General features: G+C 46.0%; 24 protein-coding genes. 6 read left to right on the top strand and 18 right to left on the bottom strand.

Going from position 1 to position 22,141, the window contains the following annotated elements; all coding sequences use genetic code 11:
* Positions 1–47: 47 nt before the first annotated feature.
* The 4 genes from A8709_RS22100 to A8709_RS22085 all read right to left on the bottom strand — a co-directional run bounded on the left by A8709_RS22100 (position 48) and on the right by A8709_RS22085 (position 4,166).
* Positions 48–1,181, bottom strand: a complete 1,134-nt coding sequence (locus A8709_RS22100; RefSeq protein WP_065855225.1) for an HD-GYP domain-containing protein — start codon at positions 1,179–1,181, stop codon at positions 48–50.
* A gap of 117 nt (positions 1,182–1,298) precedes the next feature.
* A complete protein-coding gene (locus tag A8709_RS22095) occupies positions 1,299–2,111 on the bottom strand; it encodes an undecaprenyl-diphosphate phosphatase (RefSeq protein WP_065855223.1) in 813 nt (270 codons plus the stop codon).
* A gap of 62 nt (positions 2,112–2,173) precedes the next feature.
* Positions 2,174–3,628, bottom strand: coding sequence for a bifunctional metallophosphatase/5'-nucleotidase (locus tag A8709_RS22090; RefSeq protein ID WP_065855221.1), 1,455 nt, complete (start codon positions 3,626–3,628; stop codon positions 2,174–2,176).
* 67 nt (positions 3,629–3,695) lie between these two features.
* Positions 3,696–4,166, bottom strand: a complete 471-nt coding sequence (locus A8709_RS22085) for a molybdopterin-dependent oxidoreductase (RefSeq protein WP_065855219.1) — start codon at positions 4,164–4,166, stop codon at positions 3,696–3,698.
* A gap of 123 nt (positions 4,167–4,289) precedes the next feature.
* Between A8709_RS22085 and A8709_RS35490 the strand changes: the two genes are divergently transcribed.
* From A8709_RS35490 to A8709_RS22070, 3 genes are read left to right on the top strand one after another with little or no spacing between them, the layout of a single operon-like run.
* Complete coding sequence (locus tag A8709_RS35490) at positions 4,290–4,991, top strand: molybdenum cofactor biosynthesis protein (RefSeq protein ID WP_065855217.1); 702 nt, start codon at positions 4,290–4,292, stop codon at positions 4,989–4,991.
* 25 nt (positions 4,992–5,016) lie between these two features.
* Positions 5,017–6,081, top strand: a complete 1,065-nt coding sequence (locus A8709_RS22075) for a ThiF family adenylyltransferase (RefSeq protein WP_065855215.1) — start codon at positions 5,017–5,019, stop codon at positions 6,079–6,081.
* A 46-nt stretch (positions 6,082–6,127) separates the two neighbouring features.
* Positions 6,128–7,177 (top strand): HD-GYP domain-containing protein, encoded by a 1,050-nt coding sequence (locus A8709_RS22070; RefSeq protein WP_065855213.1) that lies wholly within the window; start codon positions 6,128–6,130, stop codon positions 7,175–7,177.
* A 20-nt stretch (positions 7,178–7,197) separates the two neighbouring features.
* Here the strand turns inward: A8709_RS22070 and A8709_RS22065 are convergent, their stop codons facing one another.
* The 7 genes from A8709_RS22065 to A8709_RS22035 form a co-directional block, all read right to left on the bottom strand.
* Positions 7,198–7,587, bottom strand: coding sequence for a DUF350 domain-containing protein (locus A8709_RS22065; RefSeq protein WP_065855211.1), 390 nt, complete (start codon positions 7,585–7,587; stop codon positions 7,198–7,200).
* A complete protein-coding gene (locus A8709_RS22060; protein ID WP_244163287.1) occupies positions 7,584–8,234 on the bottom strand; it encodes a hypothetical protein in 651 nt (216 codons plus the stop codon). Before A8709_RS22060 ends, A8709_RS22065 begins: the two co-directional genes overlap by 4 nt.
* Entirely contained in the window at positions 8,231–9,427 is a 1,197-nt protein-coding gene (locus tag A8709_RS22055) for a glutathionylspermidine synthase family protein (RefSeq protein WP_065855209.1), read from the bottom strand. Before A8709_RS22055 ends, A8709_RS22060 begins: the two co-directional genes overlap by 4 nt.
* 4 nt (positions 9,428–9,431) lie before the next feature.
* Positions 9,432–10,100 (bottom strand): hypothetical protein, encoded by a 669-nt coding sequence (locus A8709_RS22050; protein WP_141692623.1) that lies wholly within the window; start codon positions 10,098–10,100, stop codon positions 9,432–9,434.
* Positions 10,097–10,318 carry a hypothetical protein gene (locus tag A8709_RS22045; protein WP_065855205.1) on the bottom strand — a complete coding sequence of 74 codons (222 nt, stop codon included), beginning with the start codon at positions 10,316–10,318 and terminating at the stop codon, positions 10,097–10,099. The genes A8709_RS22050 and A8709_RS22045 overlap by 4 nt, the downstream gene beginning before the upstream one ends.
* 120 nt (positions 10,319–10,438) lie before the next feature.
* Positions 10,439–11,548, bottom strand: coding sequence for a C40 family peptidase (locus tag A8709_RS22040; RefSeq protein ID WP_065855203.1), 1,110 nt, complete (start codon positions 11,546–11,548; stop codon positions 10,439–10,441).
* A 126-nt stretch (positions 11,549–11,674) separates the two neighbouring features.
* Positions 11,675–12,208, bottom strand: a complete 534-nt coding sequence (locus tag A8709_RS22035) for a hypothetical protein (RefSeq protein ID WP_065855201.1) — start codon at positions 12,206–12,208, stop codon at positions 11,675–11,677.
* Between the two features lie 202 nt (positions 12,209–12,410).
* Here A8709_RS22035 and A8709_RS22030 point away from each other — a divergent pair, with 202 nt between their 5' ends.
* Positions 12,411–12,836, top strand: coding sequence for a PH domain-containing protein (locus tag A8709_RS22030; RefSeq protein WP_065855199.1), 426 nt, complete (start codon positions 12,411–12,413; stop codon positions 12,834–12,836).
* A 77-nt stretch (positions 12,837–12,913) separates the two neighbouring features.
* Here the strand turns inward: A8709_RS22030 and sufB are convergent, their stop codons facing one another.
* The 7 genes from sufB to A8709_RS21995 all read right to left on the bottom strand — a co-directional run bounded on the left by sufB (position 12,914) and on the right by A8709_RS21995 (position 19,233).
* Positions 12,914–14,311: a Fe-S cluster assembly protein SufB gene (sufB, locus tag A8709_RS22025; RefSeq protein ID WP_065855197.1), complete on the bottom strand. Its 1,398-nt coding sequence runs from the start codon at positions 14,309–14,311 to the stop codon at positions 12,914–12,916.
* Positions 14,312–14,366: 55 nt separating this feature from the next.
* Complete coding sequence (sufU, locus tag A8709_RS22020) at positions 14,367–14,801, bottom strand: Fe-S cluster assembly sulfur transfer protein SufU (protein ID WP_065855195.1); 435 nt, start codon at positions 14,799–14,801, stop codon at positions 14,367–14,369.
* Positions 14,788–16,014 carry a cysteine desulfurase gene (locus tag A8709_RS22015; protein WP_065855193.1) on the bottom strand — a complete coding sequence of 409 codons (1,227 nt, stop codon included), beginning with the start codon at positions 16,012–16,014 and terminating at the stop codon, positions 14,788–14,790. Before A8709_RS22015 ends, sufU begins: the two co-directional genes overlap by 14 nt.
* Positions 16,011–17,306 carry a Fe-S cluster assembly protein SufD gene (gene sufD, locus A8709_RS22010; RefSeq protein WP_065855191.1) on the bottom strand — a complete coding sequence of 432 codons (1,296 nt, stop codon included), beginning with the start codon at positions 17,304–17,306 and terminating at the stop codon, positions 16,011–16,013. Before sufD ends, A8709_RS22015 begins: the two co-directional genes overlap by 4 nt.
* Before the next feature lie 51 nt (positions 17,307–17,357).
* Positions 17,358–18,188, bottom strand: coding sequence for a Fe-S cluster assembly ATPase SufC (gene sufC, locus A8709_RS22005; RefSeq protein WP_065855190.1), 831 nt, complete (start codon positions 18,186–18,188; stop codon positions 17,358–17,360).
* Between the two features lie 166 nt (positions 18,189–18,354).
* Positions 18,355–18,924 (bottom strand): DUF1802 family protein, encoded by a 570-nt coding sequence (locus tag A8709_RS22000; RefSeq protein WP_065855188.1) that lies wholly within the window; start codon positions 18,922–18,924, stop codon positions 18,355–18,357.
* Between the two features lie 129 nt (positions 18,925–19,053).
* Positions 19,054–19,233 (bottom strand): hypothetical protein, encoded by a 180-nt coding sequence (locus A8709_RS21995; RefSeq protein WP_065855186.1) that lies wholly within the window; start codon positions 19,231–19,233, stop codon positions 19,054–19,056.
* 294 nt (positions 19,234–19,527) lie between these two features.
* Here A8709_RS21995 and mtnK point away from each other — a divergent pair, with 294 nt between their 5' ends.
* Complete coding sequence (mtnK, locus tag A8709_RS21990; protein WP_065855184.1) at positions 19,528–20,748, top strand: S-methyl-5-thioribose kinase; 1,221 nt, start codon at positions 19,528–19,530, stop codon at positions 20,746–20,748.
* Complete coding sequence (gene mtnA, locus A8709_RS21985; RefSeq protein WP_065855182.1) at positions 20,745–21,824, top strand: S-methyl-5-thioribose-1-phosphate isomerase; 1,080 nt, start codon at positions 20,745–20,747, stop codon at positions 21,822–21,824. The genes mtnK and mtnA overlap by 4 nt, the downstream gene beginning before the upstream one ends.
* Positions 21,825–22,141 lie beyond the last annotated feature (317 nt).

Genomic DNA, 22,141 nt, shown 5'->3' with positions numbered 1-22,141 from the left:
AACCTGGTTTCCCAGGTTCTTCATCCTCTAGCTGCTATGTGTGTGGTCTATAGAAGTGTAGGCATATTGGCATCTAACTCGACATCGCTAACCTTAATTTCCCCAATTTCGGAAATTAATATCGATAGCCTCGTTGAAAGATCGATTTCATACGGTTCCTTTAAGACAGTGCCTCCCTCATTCTGAAGCACGCGAACCGTCGGCCGGTGTGGCACCGACATATTCAATTTCGATACAATTCCGTATTCTCCTGTATTCAAACGCACCGTGATGCCCAACGGATAAATGGCAATTTTGTCACGGAATAATGCGATCTGACTTTGATCATACATCGTACCTGAACCCGCGAACAGCTGTTCCATCGCCTCATGCGGCAATAATGGTCTCCGGTACACACGTGTTGTCGTCATGGCGTCGTAAGAATCGACAAGGCCAATCCATCTCGCGAACTCATTAATTTCATTCCCATGAATCCCGCGCGGATATCCACTGCCATTAATCCGTTCATGATGCTGTAAGGCACAGTGGGCGGATAAGATTGGGATATTGGGTTCGTCTTTCAACAGATTAAAACCATAAGTTGTATGATTCTTCATCTCATTAAACTCGTCGGACGTTAACTGCGAGGGCTTGCGCAGGATACCTAACGGCACCTTCGTTTTCCCAATATCATGCAGCAACGCACCAAGGCCCAATGCTTCGAGCTTCTCACGGCTATATCCATAGCTTATTCCTAGCATAATCGCATAAATACTGACATTCACCGAATGCTGAAATAAATAATTATCTTTCACATTCATATTATTGAGCATCACCATCGCACCTTCATGTGCGCTGAGATCGTCAATAATCATTTTCATAACATCACGGAAATTACGTCCAATATCGTAATAGTTAACGGCCCCACGTTTATTGGAATCTTCCATGACCTTCTTAAAGGTATTTCGAATCTCAATAACAGCTCGTGATCTCGTTTCATCTTGAATCACATCGGCTTGAATAATATCATCTGTTCTAGCATCTTCTATGTAAATATAATCAATCCCATAACTAAATAAGCGGTCGATAAGTCTCTGTGTAAGCTCAACATTAACGGCCAGAAGGACCATACCATCGTCGTTGTATATATTCTTGGCCAGCCTCATTCCAGGATGACACATGTTGATCGGCATAAACAGCATTTCAGGACCCCCGCATAGGTGAGCATTACGTTCTAATTAAATGTAATAGATTTCACAAAAAAGTTCAACATAAAAAACCGCGTCTTTCGACGCGATTCGCTAGTTTTCCACCATTTTCTATTTCAAATACATATAAAGCGCAAAAATAATCGCTACTGCAAAACGATAATATGCAAAATACGTTAATTTCATTTTCTGAACAAGCTTGATGAAGGTAACGACTGCAAGTAAAGCCACAACGAAAGCCACAAGGAATCCTACGATGAAAAAAGCTAAATCGTTCGATGACAGCGCATCGTAATTTTTCAAAAAGTACACGCCTGAAGCTCCGAACATAATCGGAATCGCCATGATGAATGTAAAGTCAGCCGAAGCTGCGCGGGATACACCCGACAACATCCCTCCAGCAATCGTGGAGCCAGAGCGAGAAAATCCAGGCCAAATGGAGATCAATTGCCATAGACCAATGGCAAAGGCTTGACGATACGTCAGATCATCCAGCACCATCGTCTTCGGTTGTTCCTTCTTCTTCTCCGCAATGATCAAGAGAATACCGCCAAGCACAAGCCCTACCAGTACCGTCGTTGTATTGAATAGCTTCTCATCTACCACATCATTGAATAGAACGCCAATCACACCAGCGGGAATGATCCCAATTAGAATGTGGATCAAATTCAGTTTTCTTCCCACTCTGCTTTCACTTTTCCGCTTCACAAGCCCAAACAACGAGAGGATTCGTTTCCAATAAATAATCACGACTGCCATAATCGCACCTAATTGGATCACGAAATCAAAGGTTTTCATGACTTCATCGTTTTGCGTGTTTAATAAACTTTGCGCTAGAATCATATGTCCAGTTGATGATACAGGTAAAAACTCCGTCAAGCCTTCAACGATCCCAATAATGATCGCTTCAAAAATCGTATGCATAATGGCCCCCTATTAACATGGTTATTGCAGGATACACTTGTTCCAATTATCTATTCTACCTGCTAACGACTAGGTCTGACAATACCTGCGAATCTAACCTGGTGACTGTCCGCTATGGCTGCCTCATCTTGCAGCTGATCGGCTAGGACATCCCTGATAAATTCCGGCAGCATGTAGACGATCTGCTGCCCCCGGCTCAGCGATAAATAGCCGGAGCCGAACGTAAACATATCGATCGTCCCTACGAGATAGGAACGCTCCAGATCTAACTCCGCCTCGCCTACGTGAACGGCGAGAATACGTTCATACGGAGGGCGCGTGGCGTCGACTTGGACGGTTATCCCGTCCACACAGAGCACGCCGAGCACCTCCCCGCGGAAGCCGAAGCCGCGAATCGGCTTCTCCATGAATTCGTCAAGCAGCGACTCTTCGAGCGCTTGACGAATATCCGCGCCGCTGAGCAGCATGCGGCAGGGGTTGATCGGACCGGGGCAGATTTCCAGCAGCCGGCCCCGGGTCAGCCCGCCCTCCTTCAGTCCCTGAAGGAGCTGCCCGCTATTGACCAGCCCGATCTCGGCGCTGGTCCAGCGGCGGATCCCCGCGGCAAGCAAGTTGCCGAGCGGGGATTCGCCGTACCAATCCAAGCGCAGCGGCTGCCGCAGCTGCGCCACCTCCACCGCCAGCGACGCTGCGCTGGCGATGCGGTAGTGCTCCAGCAGCGTGGTCACGCTGCTGTCTTCTTCACTATCGGTCGTCATCGGGACGACACGGCCGTTCAGTTCGACGATCCGGCGCTGCGCCGGGTCGAATGCAAGTTCAATGTGGCCGGCGTACTGACCGAACTTGCCGGCCGCACAAATATAGGTGCCGCCGAGCAGCAGCGGCTCTTCAAGTAAGTGATGCGTATGTCCGCCTAGGATGACATCGATGCCTTCCAGCTCCTCAGCCATCCGCTGATCGGTCCTGAGGCCCAGATGGGACATCACAATCAGAATATCCACTTGTGGCCTTAGAAGGCTTATGTGCTCGCTCACAGCCTGCATCGGATCGATCACATGCCAACCCAAGAGCTCATAATAATCCTGATACGCGGCTGTAACCCCGATCAAGCCGATGCGCAGACCGGATTTATGCAGGATAAGGCTTGGCACCAACCAATCCGGTGTCTTTTGGGTAGCGATTTCGGTAATATTGCTGCCAATAATGGGAAATTGGGCATGTTCCATCATGACCGATCTTAACCAGTCCGGCGTGAACGTTAACCCCTCATTATTTCCCAGAACCATGGCATCATAGCCTGTCGCATTCATGATTTCCACATTGGCAATCGCATTTGTACCTTCTGTTTCCGGAAACATCCGATCCATATGGTCGCCAATATCCAGTGTTAACACCTGATTAGACGGCCAGTGACGGCGAACACGATCGAAATAGGCACTTATTTTGGGCATTTGTTCAAAATGACTATGAATATCATTCGTATGTAAAATAACTAACCGTTGCAAGGGGTCAGACATCCCGCTCACCTCTCTTCGTAGTCAACCAGATCCAAGCATGTCTATAAATATGCAGGTTGATCCCTGCTCATTTCTTGATTTTCAACTCTTCCAGGGAAACTTTGTTTTTGAACCCGTAGGTTGCTTCTTCCCCCAAGCTTGCGTCCCGAAGGAACCATATCTTTACAATACTTTTCACATTTAAGCATTCACTGCTACCATCAGGTACGTAAAGCCGAATTGGATAGCCTTTCTTCAGCGGTTGTCCCTCCTGTGCATATAGAAAAAGGGCTTGCTCCACCTGAGACCAAGGCATCAATGCTTGGAATTCGTCCACAGCTTCAACTTTCACATGCGTCGGTTCTTCTCTCTCTTCTACATGATGCGTATTTTTCCAACTTCGATACCAGCCTTTCAGATCAAAAGCTTCCCCTTGCACCTCTGGCACGCGATCCTGGCTATTCAACTTCTGCTCGGCTAAAGCCACCATCTCATCAACGGTAAACGTTTCGGTCGTACTATGTATGTCTGACACGTGTATACATAAATTGGTGGTCATGCGTTCGTCCCCTTCCATTCCCCATGGACATATTCCCCCATAGTCCCTATCCATTATACCATTTTCAGGGCAAAATATGATATGCTGTAAGGGATTCTAACATCTATCTCTAGGAGAACCACATTGAACTTACACATCCAACTTTTCGCAGGTCTTGTCGATCTTTTTGGAACGGCTACTCTCACGATTTCCGTTGATCAAGATTCGATTACAATCGCACAATTGAAGGAACGAATCCTTTCGGACTATCCTACCGCTTCCGAGCAGTTATATACCTGCTTTTTTGCCAAAAATCAAGCTTATGCCGGCGATCAGGAATCCGTTTCCGCCTCGGATGAACTTGCGCTTATTCCTCCTGTTTCAGGCGGACAGCCCGTTCGATATGAAATTACCGATTCAACCATAGATATCGCAGCGGTAACGGCTAAGGTCAACCACCCGAATCACGGGGCTTCCCTTGCTTTTATTGGCACGACCCGAGAAATGACGTTCGGGCAACGAACGGTCCTTTTGGAATATGAAGCTTATCGGCCGATGGCCTTGAAAACCATGGCAGCCATCGGCGAAGAAATCGACGCCAAGTGGCCAGGGACCCTCTGTGCCATCACGCACCGACTAGGTCAGGTTGCGATTGCTGAGGCCAGCGTTGTCATCGCCGTCTCTTCTCCGCATCGGGCGGATTGTTATGAAGCGAGTCGCTATGCGATTGAGCGTTTGAAACAAATTGTACCCATTTGGAAGAAAGAAATTTGGGAAGACGGATCGGAATGGAAAGGCAGCCAAACGGGCCCATGGAACCCGCTCCAAGCACCCTTAACTGACTAATTTATCTGATCGGAGATGATCCTGCTTGAACTCACATGTACATACAGATTCTACCCCTGAAGTTGACGCTCGTTATTCTAGACAAGTTCTCTTTTCCCCGATTGGCCTTGACGGTCAACGAAAGCTTGGAGAAGGTCGCGTAGCAATTGTTGGGATGGGTGCACTCGGCACGGTTCTTGCGAATCATATGGTTCGCGCCGGGGTCGGATATGTCCGTATCATTGATCGTGATTTCGTTGACCTAAGTAATTTGCAGAGACAAATGCTCTACGATGAAGAAGATGCTGCAGGTACGGTACCTAAGGCAATTGCTGCGGCTGCACGTCTACAATTGGTGAACTCAGCCGTAGTCGTCGATCCTCATGTCTGTGATCTAAATGCTACGAATGCTGAACAATTGCTGCATGATGTGGATCTCATTTTGGATGGCACGGATAACTTCGCTGTTCGCTTTTTACTAAATGATATCAGCATCAAGCTGGGCATTCCTTGGATTTATGGTGGCGCTGTTGCTTCAAGAGGTGTTTCATTGACCATCCTGCCAGGACAAACGCCTTGTTTACGCTGCCTTTTCACACAAGCCCCTGCCGCAGGCACTACGGATACGTGTGATACGGCTGGGGTGATTGGCGGCATTATTCATGTTGTCGCTTCATTCCAAGCTACAGAAGCGCTCAAATTGCTAGTTGGCGCTGCGGAACAGCTTAATCTCAACATGCAGCAATGGGACTTATGGTTCAATCAGAATTCATCTATCCGGGTAGCTGGTGCGAAGAAGTCAGATTGTCCCGCCTGTGCGAATCAACAGTTCGACTACCTAGATGCTCATCTAGATAGCGATACGATACAGTCCTTATGCGGTCGAAATTCTGTTCAAATTCATCCTATCCTTCCGAGCACCCAGCCTTTAGACTACTGGGAAGAGCGGCTAAAGCCGCTTGGGCTGGTCGAGAAGAATCGCTTTCTACTTAAGTTCCATGCCTCGGCTGATATTCAAATGATTCTATTCCCTGGAGGTCGTGTTCTCATTCAAGGGACAGAGGATTTAATTCAGGCCAAAAGTCTTTACAGCCGTTATATTGGGATGTAGTATTACAATATACCTACGTGATAATAGGACTTGGAGAGGAGCTTCTATGCGAGTACATGTGCTTCAGCTTATCGTTGGCGACAAATTGAATTCCGATTCCTACAATTCAGTAGGGTTAAATCTTCTCTCAGCAGGCACGGTTCTCGATGCTGGGGACATTTCGATGCTCAATCGCCACAGTGTGGATTATGTTGATATAGCTCCAAGAAGCAGTGAGATTGAGAATGTCGTTGAAGAAACGCCATCACAACAAGCGAATGTCTTACAAGTGACCTCATTTAACAATGCAATAGCTGGAATCAAAGAGATATTTGAAACGTTACAAGACGGAGGTTCCCTTCGTAACGAATCTGTAGAATCCGCTTTCAATCCAATGATCGAGAGCATTCAAGAAGAGAAAGATCTGGTTTCCCTGCTTTTATCCTTGAACAGCCAAGATGACTATACCCTTCAGCACAGTGTGCAAGTAGGTATGTTATCCTATTTTATTGCCAAATGGATGAACAAATCCGAAAAAGAAGCTTTAGTCATTGGTAAAGCCGGCTACTTACATGATGTCGGGAAGTGTAGAATTCATCCTGATATTCTAAATAAACCGGGCAAGCTAACGAGGGATGAGTTCGAGGAAATTCAGAAGCATACGATTCATGGCTACGATATCATTCGCAAATCGCTCAAGGATGACACGCTCGCACTGGTCGCCCTCCAACATCACGAGCGGATGGACGGATCAGGCTATCCGCTTCGGAAAACAGGGACGGACATTCATTCCTACTCTCGTATCATTGCGGTTGCAGATATCTACAGCGCCATGATCTCAAGCAGAGTCTATCAACAAAGACGTGATCTTCTCTATGTTCTCAAAGAGTTGCATCGGATGAGTTTCGGTGAACTAGATCCCAAAATCACGCAAGTGTTCATCCGGAATATGATTCCTAATTTCATTGGGAAAAAGGTGTCTTTGAGCGATGGACGCGAGGGTACGATTATCATGACGAACCCTACCGACTTCTTCCGACCGCTCATTAACATCAATAATCAGTTTATCGACCTTTCGCAATTAGCTCATGTCGAAATCACAAAAATCGCCATCTAGTGGACGCAATTCAGCGCAACTTAAATAATAAGACTGCTTATGGAAATCGCAATACCGATATATACAGCAGAGAGTAATATCCCTACTGCCACATTACCTTCTTTTAGCTGATCTGATAGCTTCATGCCTGGGGTTACCCAATCAAAAACCCAGTATGAGGCTATTAAGCATGCATATCCAACTGCAAACCAAAGACTCATGTGCCAGATGGAAGAATTCGTATAGGCGGCGATCGCCAGAATGATCGCTGTTGCTACGAATTTGCCCCCCATTGTAATACCGACAGCTACATTTCCATTGTTGATTTCTTCCATATCCCGATAGGGTGTCATGAGACTAAAGATATACATCCCCGCAAATTGCAGCAGAACGATAACAAACAAACTAATAATAAGATCTACAACGATCACTCTGCCCACCCCCGAAATTTAGCCATGGATTGATCATAATCCGTATAATCATGCACTTCTTCCAGCACAACCTCGACTTCTTTCTTACTTTTAAAATTCGTGTAGCGCTCCTCCGAAATCGGCTGCTTCACCTTCTGACCTGTTGGTAATTCCGCAACGGCAAAATATCGGAAACTACCATCTAGCTCTGTTTTATACACACCAATCAGTTTCACATCTGTCTTAATTTCTGCCTTTAATTCCGCAATATCTTTATCTGCATCTTCTTTGGTTTTGTACGACTTGATCGGTTTCCATTGCGATAAAGTGACATCGTTTTTCCCTTGGCTATCTGCTTTCATCGTAGCCTGCATATAGTCCAGCACCCAAATGGTATCACCCGTAGCAAAGTTCTGATCATTGGAAATCCGTTCATTGCCCGGCAATAGCACCATATCGCCATCGATTAAGTCTCCGACCTTCACTTGCTGAACCTGATAATCCCACGGCACTTCACCTGTTAAATTAGTTGAAACCGTCGCTGAGTTCCCCGATGCTGAACTGCTCAGCACAGCTGGCTTCTTATTAAAGGCCATGCTGATCAACCATACGATGAGGATGACGCCGATCATCCCAACAGCCAAAAGTATAAATCGCCCTTTTCTCAAGGTGCTTTCACTCCAATCGCCACAAATTGACTTGCATTCCCCGTTATCATACCGCCAGCTCTGCCAAGAAGCCCGCATGGTGTACCATTCAGTACAAATAGTCCCGTCAATAAATGCCCGTCTCCATGCGCAAAGGAAAGCTTAGGCAGGTCTGCTCGCTGCTGATAGACGCGCTTAAAAAACACACTCGTATCAAAGCCCTCCTCATCTTTGTAAGCCAACTCTCCTTGTTCGTTGTATAGCTCTACGGATCCGCCTTCGCGGCCGAACATCGACTTGGACACATAATTGCCTGCCAGAAGCGGTTCCATGAAGGTAGGCAGCATATACCTGCCAATCCATTGATGCTCCTCTTCTGTGAACAAGGTAGATCGGTTCTTGTGTAAGTCCCAGATAAATGCCTGTAATCCTTTGGATTGCAAAATAACAGCAGCTAAGGGATTAAACAGGTGAATGAACTGTTCCTCTATCGCATAAGACAAGGCTTCTCCTCCGTCGTCCACGCCCATCCATTCCTTTGGATATAGAGCAAACATTCGCTCGATCTTCTGATCAGCACCTATTTTGACAACACCTTCATCTATCCACAAATCCAAACAGTCCACACAGGTCATCTCTCGCTGACTATGCGCGACCAAAGCATCTATTGTACCTGAATCCTCCACATGCTGCCCATAGCCAATACAAGCCGCGTAATCAGGAGCCTCAATCGCCCAAGCCGCTTGGATGAGGTCCTTCATCTTCACATTAGGAGAGTTCAGCTCGTATTGCTCGCACAACCATGGTGTAGCAATTGCAGCCTCTACATACCCTGTGGGTGTATCTGCGTTCAACTCAAGCAGCTTAATCGTGCCGTCAAGACCGACCGTAAAATCAAATCTAGCATATCGGCTTATAAATCCTTCTTCATTCAGTTCAAGTCGATCTAAACCATCCCATAACACCTGGGGTATGGACAAGTCGGCATAGAGTTCCCTTTTACCACTAACGTATCGAGCCGCTTTATCGAACACTTGCCACAATCCCGCAGCCGCATGAATCAGCTCTTGATAGACCTCATGATCCATCACGACCAACTGGTCAATCCAGTAAGCTTCCTCCTCCACATTTGCCCAAGTAAAGCCAAGTTCACTTAATTGGTGTACTCTGCGTTCTCTATCGGGATTTGGCGTTCCTCTCACCTCAAAAACCATGCGATTAACCCCCAGAACTTGAACTGGAGGATGAACTGAAACCACTTGATTTCCCACCAATACTGCCCGTTGACGTTGACGTGGATTTCGAGCCAGATGACGTACTGCCGCTTGTACCTGAGCTGCTTACCGATCCCGTTGTACCTGATTTATTGCTGGATGATGATTTATTCGAGGTGAATGTCCCGCTCCCGCTTGATGTTGTGGGTGTCTTCGTTGTGGAACGATTCGTAAACGAGCTGGGCTGATACGTTTTATTCACATAAGGGGTATTTGAACGATAATAATAGGATCGATGACTGCTTCCCCAGTAGCTTGACGAGTACGGGCTCACGGTGTTAAAAATCAGATGATACAACAACAAGTCATCCCATCCAAAACCGCCGCCATATCCGCCGCCTGAAACCTGATTGATGATAATTGGCGCATTGCTGCTTCCGGTAGGCGTTGGTGTCGGTGAGGCTGTTGCGGTGCTCTTATCTACAGGTGTCGGCAAACTCCAATCCACTTGTGGATCGTAGTAAGCTTTCACGTCGTCATTCGACCACTCCACTAATTTAGCCCCCCCCGTGTTGGGGCTTGGTGTTTCCGCCGCGTGAACCGAAGCTAAGGCCATCTGACCTAGGAGCAGCAAAGTAAGTGAAGCCGATAATACTTTCAGGGGTCGTTTCACGCCTTGTTCCCTCCCCCTTCTGAGCCTGCTGCAACAAGAAGCAATTCAAATATATCGAGATCTAAATTCAATCGACCCTCAATCATTTCGTATTCCTTCCCTGCAACGACAATAAAGTTGGCTACATTGAGAGCTTGAATCAGCTTATCATCCCAGGAGCGAACACCGATCTTGAGCAGCTGTCCATCTAGCATTTTTTCATATAGTACGATTGTCATACTGCCATGCCTCCTCCACAAAAAACATCCTTCCTATTCTAACGCACAACGACTTCATTTGTTTCAAAAACGATAAAAATAAAAGCCTATCCCGAGGATAGACTTCTACCATTTCACTCATTAATACGCAACTCGCTTGGCTTTCAGAAATGTTTTCTTCCAATAGGCTTTATCGATGCTTGATATCTGTACACCATTCTTAGGTTCTGGCGATGCGTGAAGCATCTGCATATTCCCAATATAAATGCCGACATGTCCAACTGTCTTATTCGATTTGAACCGGCCTGGCACGTAATAGAACATGAGATCACCTTTACGTAATGATTTACGTGAAACCGATGTACCCAGATATCCTTGTTGACGTGCTACCCGCGGCAGCTTGACGCCATATTTGCCGAAAATATACTGCGTAAAGGTTGAGCAATCGAAACGACCCGTATTCGGATAGGCCCCTGTTCCAAATTTATATTTCACACCTAAATATTGCTCACCTTTTCGAATCAGCGAGTTGATATCAATGTTTTTGATAACTGGTAGATCTTCCTGCTCTGCATAAGAGGACCACACTGGCAAATCCATTGTTGCGTTAAAAGGCAGTAAAGCCGTTCCTGCACTTGATCCGTTGCCTTTGAATGGATCGGACGGATCCTCCCCGAAATTCAGCTCTGGTGCATTCCCGCGAGGATCAGGATCATCTTCATGTTCAATCACGGCGACTGGCGAAGCATGGATAACCACCTCACCTTGTCTCACATCGTAAGACATATCCTCTTGAAAAAGATCAGCCAAGTCCGAGACTGGCAAATATGCGGTCTTGCCCTCTTTCACGATCGGTTGACTCAATTGGATTGCTGCGCCGTCTTTCATCGCTTTATTCGAATTCATAATAAGTTCGAAATTAGCATCATTATCGCCTATGAGCAGTTTTCCTTCTGCATCTTCCCACTCCGACTGAAATTTCAAGGTTCGAATCAGTTCTTGCGCTGACACATAGTTCACATTGCCGATCTGTTTCATCGGGAGAACCGCATCATTAGTCCCTAGGGCAATAATATCTTTACCCGCTTGTGACAAGCTTTTGGTAACCGAATTACCTGCGCCTGCTGGGCCAGTTGAGCTCGCAGATGGTGTTACACTCCGTGGAGTTACTTGATCCTTCCCACAAGCTGTCGTAATCGCCACCATGACAACCATACTGCCTATAGCTGGTACCTTTAGCTTCTTCCACATGACATTCTCTCTCCTTAAAGGAACACATTATTATCCTTTATAGAGTGAGACAAGCGGCCTACAAATATGCATATTTGGCAGTAAGTCCCCGTATGGAGCATGTTGGAAGAAACCTTATGTATTGTACTATTTGCTTGTAAACAGACCTTTCACCCAATTTGCGAAATCGGCCGTAATCGGGATCAGACCCAGTCCGTGTTCACCGATCGCTACAACACCATAAGCGGTTTCACCAATGCCTACAGCTCCTAGTGCGAACTGGCCTATGCCAACAGCCCCTAATGCAAATTTGCCTATGGCTACCGCTCCGATTGATGCATTGCCAATTGCTACCGCCCCGACAGAGAGACCATGTGAGATCGCGACTGCCCCACCTGCCAAATAGGTTGTCAACGCCACCGCGCCAAACGAAGCGAGCCAAGATACAGCCACAGCACCGAAAGAAACCACACCTACACTTATCGATCCTGCAGATATCAACCCAATAGCAACATCCCCAACTGCGATCACACCCACCGCTACGCTGCGACCCATCTTCTGCGGTCCACCAGTCTTAATATTAATAATTGGCCATTTCGCTGAAGGCCATTGATAGTCGATTTCTCGTAGATTCCAGCCCTTCGTTTCCCACATGCCATTGAACCAATTGGATTTACTCATGACGAAAGCCTCCATTTTCACATCGATTAACGTCAAATCAGTTACTTCTAAGCATATCATTTTCTTTCCAATTGCATAACCGTCTACAGATGGCTTACTCCTCCGTCTGTAGGCGGAGCCGAGCATCCAAAAGCGAGCAAAAAGGGAATTCATTCTAATTGTTGAATATATACATATAGTGGCATGAGGAGGAGTGATAAAAGTGGGTATTTTTAGTGGATTATTAGGCAATTTATCGGAGGTTTCTGTTGAGGAACTGACGAATCAGTATGGGGCATATTTAATGCCAAATGAAACCATCTCGACAGGTTTCAAACTCATTAGGGATTCATTCATCATTACGGACGAGCGAATTATCTTAATTGATCATCAAGGGGTAACAGGCAAAAAAACAAGGGTTACAACCATCGATCTAGACTCCATCTATGAAGTAACGATGGAAACGGGTGGGACAGGCTTTGATGACAGTGAGCTAACTATTCACTACATTAAATCTCCTTACTATAAAGCAAATACCATTACAACAGCTTCTTATAAATTTGAATTTAAGAAAAAATTCAATATTCAAGGACTTTATGTAGCTCTTCAAACATCGGCTACCCAAAATCTTAAACGAATGAATGGCTAAGTTTCGCCATGCGAACAAATGAAAAAAGCGTGCCAGAGGAGACTCTCTGGCACGCTTTTTTGGATATCTGGGACGGATTAACCGATGGATCCTTCCATCTCGAACTTGATGAGACGGTTCATTTCCACGGCATATTCCATTGGAAGTTCTTTGGTGAATGGCTCAATGAAGCCCATTACGATCATTTGCGTAGCTTCAGCTTCTGTAAGACCGCGGCTCATGAGGTAGAACAATTGGTCCTCTGATACTTTGGATACAGTCGCTTCATGCTCAAGCGTAATGTTATCGTTCAAGATTTCATTGTAAGGAATTGTGTCCGATGTCGATTCGTTATCCAAGATCAAAGTATCGCATTTGATGTTGGCTTTGGAGCCTTGGGAGTTACGCCCGAAGGAAGCCAAACCACGGTACGTTACTTTACCACCATGTTTGGAGATCGATTTGGAAACAATCGTCGATGTTGTATCCGGAGCTAGATGCGTCATTTTCGCGCCCGCATCTTGATGTTGACCTTTGCCGGCAACCGCGATGGAAAGAACCATCCCTTTAGCGCCGCGGCCTTTAAGAACAACAGCTGGATACTTCATTGTAAGCTTGGAACCGATGTTACCATCAACCCACTCCATCGTAGCGCCTTCTTCAGCAACCGCACGTTTAGTAACGAGGTTGTAGATGTTAGGTGCCCAGTTTTGGATCGTTGTATAACGAGCACGGGAGTTTTTCAAACATACGATTTCAACTACTGCGCTATGAAGGGAGTTCGTGCTGTAGATTGGAGCTGTACAGCCCTCAACATAATGCACAAAGCTTTCTTCGTCCGTAATAATCAATGTACGCTCGAATTGACCCATGTTCTCGGAGTTAATACGGAAGTAAGCCTGCAAAGGCACTTCACATTTAACGCCTTTCGGTACGTAGATGAAAGATCCGCCAGACCAAACTGCGCTGTTCAATGCAGCAAATTTGTTATCGGAAGGAGGAATAATCGTTCCGAAATATTGTCTGAACAACTCTGGGTATTCACGAAGAGCTGTGTCTGTATCCGTAAAGATGACACCTTGATCTTCAAGCTCTTTTTGCATGCTGTGGTAAACAACCTCAGATTCATACTGTGCAGATACACCAGCTAGGAACTTTTGCTCTGCTTCCGGAATACCAAGCTTGTCGAAAGTTTCTTTAATTTCTGTAGGAACTTCTTCCCACGTCTTACCTTGTTTCTCGGAGGGACGTACATAGTACTGGATATCGTCGAAATCCAAGTCATCCATGTTTCCGCCCCAACGCGGCATCGGCATTTTGAAGAACTGCTCAAGTGATTTCAGACGGAATTCCAACATCCATTCTGGTTCGCCTTTAATTCTGGAGATTTCTTCAACGATTTCACGAGTTAAGCCTTTACCGGATTGAAAAATGGATTTGTGCTCATCTCTAAAACCATATTTGTAATCCTCTAAATCTGGCATTTGTTTTGCCATGGTTGATTCCTCCTTAACGTTCTCTTACTAACTTACTTATTCCATCGCAAATGCGTTAGTTATCGGTCTTATGGGAATGTTCAATCCCTTTGCGAAGAGCGTTCCACGCAAGCGTTGCACATTTGATCCGTGCTGGGAATTTGTTCACACCAGAGAGAGCCTCTATATCTTCATATTCAAATTCTACAGATTCGCCCTTCATTAAGCCAGAAAAATCATCGGCCATCTTTAGTGCCTCTTCAATGGTCTTCCCTTTGATTGCATCCGTCATCATGGAAGCAGAGGATAAACTAATGGAGCAACCTTCACCTGTGAATTTGGCCAACTTCACGATACCATCTTCCACTTGCATCTGAAGTGAAATTTTATCACCGCAGGTTGGGTTATTCAGATCAATGGTAACAGACTCGCCTGATTCAAATTTCCCACGGTTGCGCGGTGTTTTATAGTGATCCATAATTACTCTACGGTATAAATCATCCAATTGCATCGCCGAAGTACTCCTTTGTTTTCTGTAAGGCCATCACAAGACGGTCTACATCATCTTCCGTATTATATAGATAAAAGCTGGCACGCGCTGTGCTGCTAACTTCTAACCATCTCATGAGCGGCTGACAGCAGTGGTGACCGGCTCGAATTGCAATACCCATTGAATCTAGAACAGTTGCTACATCATGAGGATGAACATCTCCAAGATTGAAGGTAACAAGTCCAGCACGATTTGTAGTTGGTCCATAAATAGATAGATCTTCGATGTGCATCATCCGGTCCAACGCATAATTCGTAAGCTGCACATCGTGTTTATATATATTATCCATCCCAACTTCAGTTAAGAAGTCGATTGCGGCGCCAAGTCCAACTGCTCCTGCAATCATAGGTGTTCCGCCTTCGAATTTCCACGGAAGTTCCTTCCAAGTTGACTCGTAAAGATCGACATGATCGATCATTTCGCCGCCAAACTCAACGGGTTCCATGTTGTTTAACAAAGACTTCTTCCCATACAATGCCCCAATGCCAGTAGGCCCACACATCTTATGCCCGGAGAGAGCATAAAAATCACAATCCAAATCTTGCACATTCACTTTCATATGTGGAGTGCTTTGCGCACCATCAACCATGATCTTCGCTCCATGCTTATGAGCAATCTGAGCGATTTCTTTCACTGGATTGATAACGCCAAGCACATTGGACACATACACAACCGAAACAATTTTCGTGCGATCGGTAATGGTGTTCTCTACATCTGCCAGGAGAATGGATCCATCTGGCTGCAGCGGGATATATTTCAGAACGGCACCTGACTTCTTAGCAGCTTGCTGCCAAGGAATCAGGTTGCTGTGATGCTCCATCGGTGTAAGGACGATTTCATCGCCCTCACGAAGTACCGATTGGGCAAAACTAGATGCCACAATATTGATTGCTGTTGTCGTGCCACGAGTAAAAATAATTTCCTGCTCACTAGCTGCTCCGATGAACTTAGCCACTTTGGCTCTAGCTCCTTCGTAGGCATCCGTTGCTCGGGAACCTAGGGTATGCACACCGCGATGAACGTTCGCATTATCCCACTCGTAGTAATGCTTCAGTGCTTCAATCACCTGAATAGGTTTCTGGGAAGTAGCAGCACTGTCCAAGTAGACCAGTGGATGACCGTTCACTTCTTGCTTAAGAATGGGAAAAAGTTCACGTATATCGGCAGTTATCATTGTCCTAGCTTCCTTTCCACTAAGCTTTGCAGCTGTTCTTCAACACTCTTCACTGGGATCTCTGAAACGACTGGCGCCAGGAATCCATAAATGATTAAGCGTTGAGCTTCCTCTTTGGTAATACCACGAGACATTAGGTAGTGAACTTGCTCTGCATTCACTTGCCCAACACTCGCTGCATGGCCCGCTTTTACATCATCTTCATCAATCAGAAGAATCGGGTTCGCGTCTCCGCGAGCTTTCGGACTAAGCATCAAGACTTTCTCGGTTTGTTGACCGTTACAGCCTGTTGCACCTTTCTCGATCTTCGTGATTCCGTTGATGATCGCTGTGGAGCTGTCACGCATAACGGCACGGGTAATCATATCACTAGTTGACGCTTTGCCCCAATGAACGGCGCGAGTCGTCAAGTTCAATTTCTGTTCATGTGTGCCAACACAGATGATTTTGGCATCGGAGTCAGATCCTTTACCTTTGAGAATGGAAGTCGTATCAGACATCGAGTTCCCATAGTTCAACTCACCGACAACCCATCCGATTCTTGAATCATCTTCAAGAATTGCACGACGGTATGTCAAATCAGTTACGGATGCTTCCAGGCTGTGAATGGACGAATAGCTTACGCGTGCACCCGGCTTCACAAACACTTCAACGATTCCGTTCTGTACAAGAGCTGCGTCGCCAACGGCGGACACAAAGTTATCGACATACGTAACGGAGCTGAATTGCTCAGCAACGATCAGAACATGCGGTGCAAACGTAGCTTCTGCATCATCTGCAACAAATAACGCTTGAAGTGGGATATCCACAACCACGTTCTTAGGAACATAGAGGAAGATACCGCCATTCCACAAAGCTGCATGCAAAGCAGTCAGTTGATTCTCATTCGCTTGAACAGCTTGCATGAAGTAGGGCTTAACCAAATCGCCATGCTCACGAATCGCTGTTTCAAGATCTGTGAAAATAACTCCTTGTTTCTTCAATTCTTCCGAAACTTGATTGTACACGATACCGGAGTTGCGTTGCACAATGAGGTTCTCGGAATTTGTTAAGCCTTGTGTTACTTCAGGCAATGCCTCAAGTGAACTCAAAGCAGCTTGCGATTTATAGGAACCGTAAGCGGAAATGCTCCAACGGTCAATTCTTGTTTTTTCTAGTATAGGTAATTCCAACGAACTAGCTAACGCTAAACCTTCAGTACGAAGGGCTGTCATCCACTCCGGCTCTTGCTTGCTGCGGGAGAGCTCAGTAACAGCGTTAGAATCGATGGAAAGTGTTGTTTTAGTGCTCATGATTTCCTCCATTTATAAGGATCTTTGACCCTGAGATCAAAGTCTCATCTCCTAGTACTTCGGCCCTGGTGTGTTCATTGGAACTTTGAATTCTTCAACATCTTGACCAACGGTTTCATCCACGATGCCAAGTTCTTCTTTGATCCAGTCGTATCCTTCTGCTTCCAGACGTTCAGCAAGCTCAGGACCACCGGATTTAACGATGCGACCTTGCATCATAACATGTACAAAATCAGGTTTAACGTAGTTCAACAAACGTTGGTAATGCGTGATGATCAAGAATCCACGTTCTTCACTGCGCATTGCATTAACACCTTCAGCTACGATACGCAAAGCATCGATATCTAGACCGGAGTCAATTTCATCCAAGATAACGAATTTAGGCTCAAGCAAAAGCATTTGAAGAATTTCGTTACGTTTTTTCTCACCGCCGGAGAAGCCTTCGTTCAAATAACGGTGCATGAACTCAGGGTTCATTTCCAGTTGCTTCATCTTCGCTTCCATTTGACGGATGAATTTGATCAACGAAATTTCGTTACCTTCGCCGCGGCGAACGTTCATTGCACTGCGCAAGAAGTCAGCATTCGTTACGCCAGTGATTTCACTTGGGTACTGCATAGCTAGAAACAGACCAGCGCGTGCTCTTTCGTCAACAGCCATCTCAAGAACATCTTCACCATCTAAAGTAACAGAGCCTTCTGTAACCTCATATTTCGGGTGACCCATCAATGCGGATGCCAATGTACTTTTACCAGTACCATTCGGCCCCATGATTGCGTGAATTTCGCCGCCTTTGATTTCTAGGCTAAGACCTTTCAAAATTTCCTTTCCTTCGATGGTCGCTTTCAGACCCTCTATTGTAAATGTTGATGAATTTGCCATTTTCTTTAAGCCTCCATAATGTTTGAGTGTACTAGATAAATGACAATCATATGAAATGATTATCACTGATTCTCATTAGAATAATTCTATTATAACTTACTGTGACAAATCAAGAAAGGGCAATAGCGTGAAAAAGGAGATCGTTTTGTGAAAAGCTACATGAAATTTACGCCAAAGTACGTTTAATTTCAGCAACTTGCGCCATAAATTCTTCCTCATTCAACACAGGAGTCATCGCGGAAGCTTCCGGAACCGATACTCCAAGCTGGATCCATGATTTGCAGCCCATATAGGCCTGTTCGATCGGAATTACTATAGGTTCATGAAGTGTATATACCCTTAACAACATAATATGCAGCGGGTTTTTACGTTTCCACTTTAATCGCTCTTCTGTGAAATTTTCAGTCCAAATGTGAAAAGGAAACAATTGATTCAACTGCTCTTGATCGCTAACCTCAATATCTTCGACCAATCTGGCGAATGAGCGGATCGTCACTTGCGTGTCCGCCGCGCTCCATTTCGTCAACGTCTCATCGATCAGACCTTGATGCTGCTCTTTCAGCAGCTCCTTTCTCTGATGTTCATAGGTTGGATAGAGAAAGAAATCAGTCGATTCCACTTGAAAATCTCTTGTTTCTTCAACAATACCTCCTTTCCGCATAATAAAAACTTGAGAACCGGCTTCTAAAGCTCTTACTGCCGATGCCCATTCTTTCAATGCCATCCCCTGCCCCATAACGCCAACTCCTCGTTCTCCTCATTAATCTATCTATTATAAATAAACTTTGTGGTCAAAACAAATGCGAGGCAAAGAACGTGCAGAAAACAAAAAGGAACGAGCCTAGGTTCGCGCTCATTCCTTCATTCACTTATTTGAGTTAGCGTAATAGGGCGGCTGCATTCGGGTAAACTGTTCTTGATTCTGCTGCATCGGGTTCGGATTGTGAACAGCGCTAGGCGGATCTGCTTGATAAGCGATCAATAAGAAAGCGACACATGCAACAACGGCAAGTAAAACATTCACCATTTTGACCATAACCCACATCCCACATCCTCCGAAACGTTCTTGTCTCTAGGATATCTAACATTCATTCGACGAGTGTTTGTGCAACTTTAAGCTTATGTAAACATGGCGTCCGCACACGTTAATTTACGATTATTTCGCCGATTTTATGTAAAATAAGCAACATTTCTGAAAAGTGTATTTCATGCAGAAACAATTTGTCTTATACTAGGTAAGAATAATTAATACTCAGTAAATTAGTTGGAATTAATTCCAATCACTTAAGAGGACCCTTACGAAGTCAGTTTTTGACGAAAACTTTTAGGAGGTTTACACATGTCAACATATCATCCGTTATCGGAAGAGCAAGCCATCGCATATTCACGTCAGATTCCACAATTATTCCAACCAGGTGCTGAACTGACTAGTCAGGAAATTGGGGATGGTAATTTAAACCTCGTATTTCGTATAAGCGAAGCGGCGACTGGAAAAAGTATTATTTTGAAACAAGCGCTCCCTTATGCCAAAGTCGTTGGGGAATCATGGCCGCTGACACTGGATCGTGCCCGCATTGAGAGCGAAGCTTTGATCATTGAAGAAGCTTTAAATCCAGACCTGGTTCCGCATGTGTATGCCTATGACGCTGAACTTGCCCTTACGGTTATGGAAGATTTGAGCGATCATGTGATTATGCGCAGAGGTTTAATTGAAGGCAATCAATACCCGCTTTTCGCGGAGCACATTGGGCGTTTTCTAGCAACTACCCTTTTCTACACATCTGATTTAGGTAAAAATCAGCAAGAGAAGAAGCTGCAGCAAGGGCGCTTCATTAACCCTGAGCTGTGCAAAATCACTGAAGATTTGATCTTCGATGATCCTTACCGCGATGCCGAAACGAACAATATTGAAGCGCCAATCCGTGATGCGGCAGAACAATTATGGGCTGACACAGAGCTTCACTTCGAAGTCGCGATTTTGAGAAATAAGTTTTTAACTGCGGCACAAGCTCTCCTTCATGGAGATTTGCATACGGGCAGTATTTTCATCAAACCAGATTCAACGAAAGTAATTGACCCTGAATTTGCTTACTATGGGCCGATGGGCTTCGATATTGGTGCCGTTCTAGCGAATCTGCTTCTGAACTTCGCTGCTCAAGAAGGTTGGAGTAAAGATGAAGTGAGCCGCTCAGCATATCGCGCTTATTTAACACAAACCGTTAAAGATGTATGGACACATTTCGAAGAAAATTTCCGTGCGTTATGGAATGAGCATGGGGTTGATCGTGTTTTCGCAACGCCAGGCTATCAAGATTATTTCTTGACCAACTTGCTGCGTGATACGGTTGGATTCACGGGTGCCAAAATTGTGCGTCGTGTTGTCGGGCTAGCCCATGTAGCAGATATTGATAAAATTGAGGATGCAGCAGCGAGAGAACGCGCTCAGCGCATGGCATTAACGATCGGCACAGCCAGCATTCGTGCGAACCGTCAGATCTCATCGATCGATGAGCTTATTGCAATCGCAACACGAGCAGCAGAAAGAGGTTATGTACTATGACGAATACAAATAGTGTGGAGCAAGGACAGGAGCAAGGTGCTTTGCAATCCTTGCGTTGGAATGGCCAGCAGCTTGATCTGTTAGATCAACGACTCCTGCCAGAGGAGATTGTGTACTTGCCGCTGGAGACACCGATTGAGGTGTGGGAAGCGATTCGGCACTTGAAAGTTCGCGGCGCACCTGCGATTGGGATCGCCGCCGCGTATGGCGTTTACCTCGGCATCCGCGGCGTGGATGCTGCGGTTGATGGGCTTCTGGCGGAAGTCCAGAAGCAAGCGAACTACCTGGCGACATCACGTCCGACAGCGGTGAACTTGTTCTGGGCGCTCGATCGCATGCGTGCGAGAGCGGGAGCTTTGGCAGCCGAAGGCGTGAGCCCGGATGCGTTCAAGGCTGCGCTTCTGACAGAAGCGCAAGTGATTCAGGCGGAGGACGAAGACACCAACCGCCGTATCGGCGAACATGCGCTCACGCTGTTCGAGGATGGGTTTGGCGTGCTGACGCACTGCAACGCCGGCGGTTTGGCTACAGCCAAGTACGGCACGGCGCTAGCGCCGTTCTACTTGGCTAAGGAGCAAGGGATGAACATCAAAGTGTTCGCCGATGAGACACGGCCCGTGCTGCAAGGCGCACGGCTCACCGCTTTTGAACTGCAGCAAGCTGGCGTAGACGTCACGCTGATCTGTGACAACATGGCCGGCGCGGTCATGGCGAAGGGCTGGATCCAAGCGGTCATCGTCGGAACCGACCGCGTTGCGGCGAACGGCGATGTCGCCAACAAGATCGGCACCTACAGCGTGGCTGTGCTGGCGAAAGCCCACGGCATCCCGTTCTATGTAGCAAGTCCGCTGTCCACGATCGACTTGAACACGCCAACTGGCGGGGATATTCCGATCGAGGAGCGTCACGAGGATGAGATCACGCAAGGCTTTGGCAAACGTACAGCGCCAGTTGGCGTGAAAGTGTTCAATCCTGCGTTCGACGTTACACCGAATGAATATGTAACGGCAATTATCACGGAAAAAGGCATCGTTCAAGCTCCGTACGGCGAAAACCTGCGTAAGCTTTTTGAATAGACTTCACTTTATTTGTGATTAGATGGAAAACCTACAGTTATATTCTCAATTTATCGCTGAAATGTGAATTTAGCTGGAAAAACTACAGTTAATCCAGCTAAATTCGCTCCATATGATTAAAACACCTAGAAATAACTGGAGGTTCTCCAGTTATTTCTTTTTTTACGTGGATTTCCGCCAAAATAGCTGGAGATTTTCCAGCTATTTTGGCGGAAAGAGTGTTTGTGTGCAGGCACTGTTGCGGTTAGAGTGGCGGTAGCGCTGGGGTTACTTGGCTAGTACGTAAAACCTTTAGTAGCCTAGTGCGTGGCGTTGGC

The organism is Paenibacillus pectinilyticus (assembly GCF_001700435.1).
GTDB classification, from domain to species: domain Bacteria; phylum Bacillota; class Bacilli; order Paenibacillales; family NBRC-103111; genus Paenibacillus_E; species Paenibacillus_E pectinilyticus.
This window is presented reverse-complemented; position numbering and strand designations above follow the sequence as displayed.

Bases quoted from the DNA above. Each gene is read 5' to 3' on its own strand.
- A8709_RS22090 (WP_065855221.1), bottom strand. From the start codon at position 3,628: ATGTCTGACCCCTTGCAACGGTTAGTTATTTTACATACGAATGATATT.
- A8709_RS22045 (WP_065855205.1), bottom strand. From the start codon at position 10,318: ATGACAATCGTACTATATGAAAAAATGCTAGATGGACAGCTGCTCAAG.
- sufU (WP_065855195.1), bottom strand. From the start codon at position 14,801: ATGCAATTGGATGATTTATACCGTAGAGTAATTATGGATCACTATAAA.
- mtnA (WP_065855182.1), top strand. From the start codon at position 20,745: ATGACGAATACAAATAGTGTGGAGCAAGGACAGGAGCAAGGTGCTTTG.
- A8709_RS21995 (WP_065855186.1), bottom strand. From the start codon at position 19,233: ATGTGGGTTATGGTCAAAATGGTGAATGTTTTACTTGCCGTTGTTGCA.
- sufD (WP_065855191.1), bottom strand. From the start codon at position 17,306: ATGAGCACTAAAACAACACTTTCCATCGATTCTAACGCTGTTACTGAG.
- A8709_RS22040 (WP_065855203.1), bottom strand. From the start codon at position 11,548: ATGTGGAAGAAGCTAAAGGTACCAGCTATAGGCAGTATGGTTGTCATG.
- A8709_RS22070 (WP_065855213.1), top strand. From the start codon at position 6,128: ATGCGAGTACATGTGCTTCAGCTTATCGTTGGCGACAAATTGAATTCC.
- sufC (WP_065855190.1), bottom strand. From the start codon at position 18,188: ATGGCAAATTCATCAACATTTACAATAGAGGGTCTGAAAGCGACCATC.
- A8709_RS22015 (WP_065855193.1), bottom strand. From the start codon at position 16,014: ATGATAACTGCCGATATACGTGAACTTTTTCCCATTCTTAAGCAAGAA.
- A8709_RS22100 (WP_065855225.1), bottom strand. From the start codon at position 1,181: ATGCTGTTTATGCCGATCAACATGTGTCATCCTGGAATGAGGCTGGCC.
- A8709_RS22085 (WP_065855219.1), bottom strand. From the start codon at position 4,166: ATGACCACCAATTTATGTATACACGTGTCAGACATACATAGTACGACC.
- sufB (WP_065855197.1), bottom strand. From the start codon at position 14,311: ATGGCAAAACAAATGCCAGATTTAGAGGATTACAAATATGGTTTTAGA.
- A8709_RS22000 (WP_065855188.1), bottom strand. From the start codon at position 18,924: ATGGGGCAGGGGATGGCATTGAAAGAATGGGCATCGGCAGTAAGAGCT.
- A8709_RS22055 (WP_065855209.1), bottom strand. From the start codon at position 9,427: ATGGTTTTTGAGGTGAGAGGAACGCCAAATCCCGATAGAGAACGCAGA.
- mtnK (WP_065855184.1), top strand. From the start codon at position 19,528: ATGTCAACATATCATCCGTTATCGGAAGAGCAAGCCATCGCATATTCA.
- A8709_RS22035 (WP_065855201.1), bottom strand. From the start codon at position 12,208: ATGAGTAAATCCAATTGGTTCAATGGCATGTGGGAAACGAAGGGCTGG.
- A8709_RS22095 (WP_065855223.1), bottom strand. From the start codon at position 2,111: ATGCATACGATTTTTGAAGCGATCATTATTGGGATCGTTGAAGGCTTG.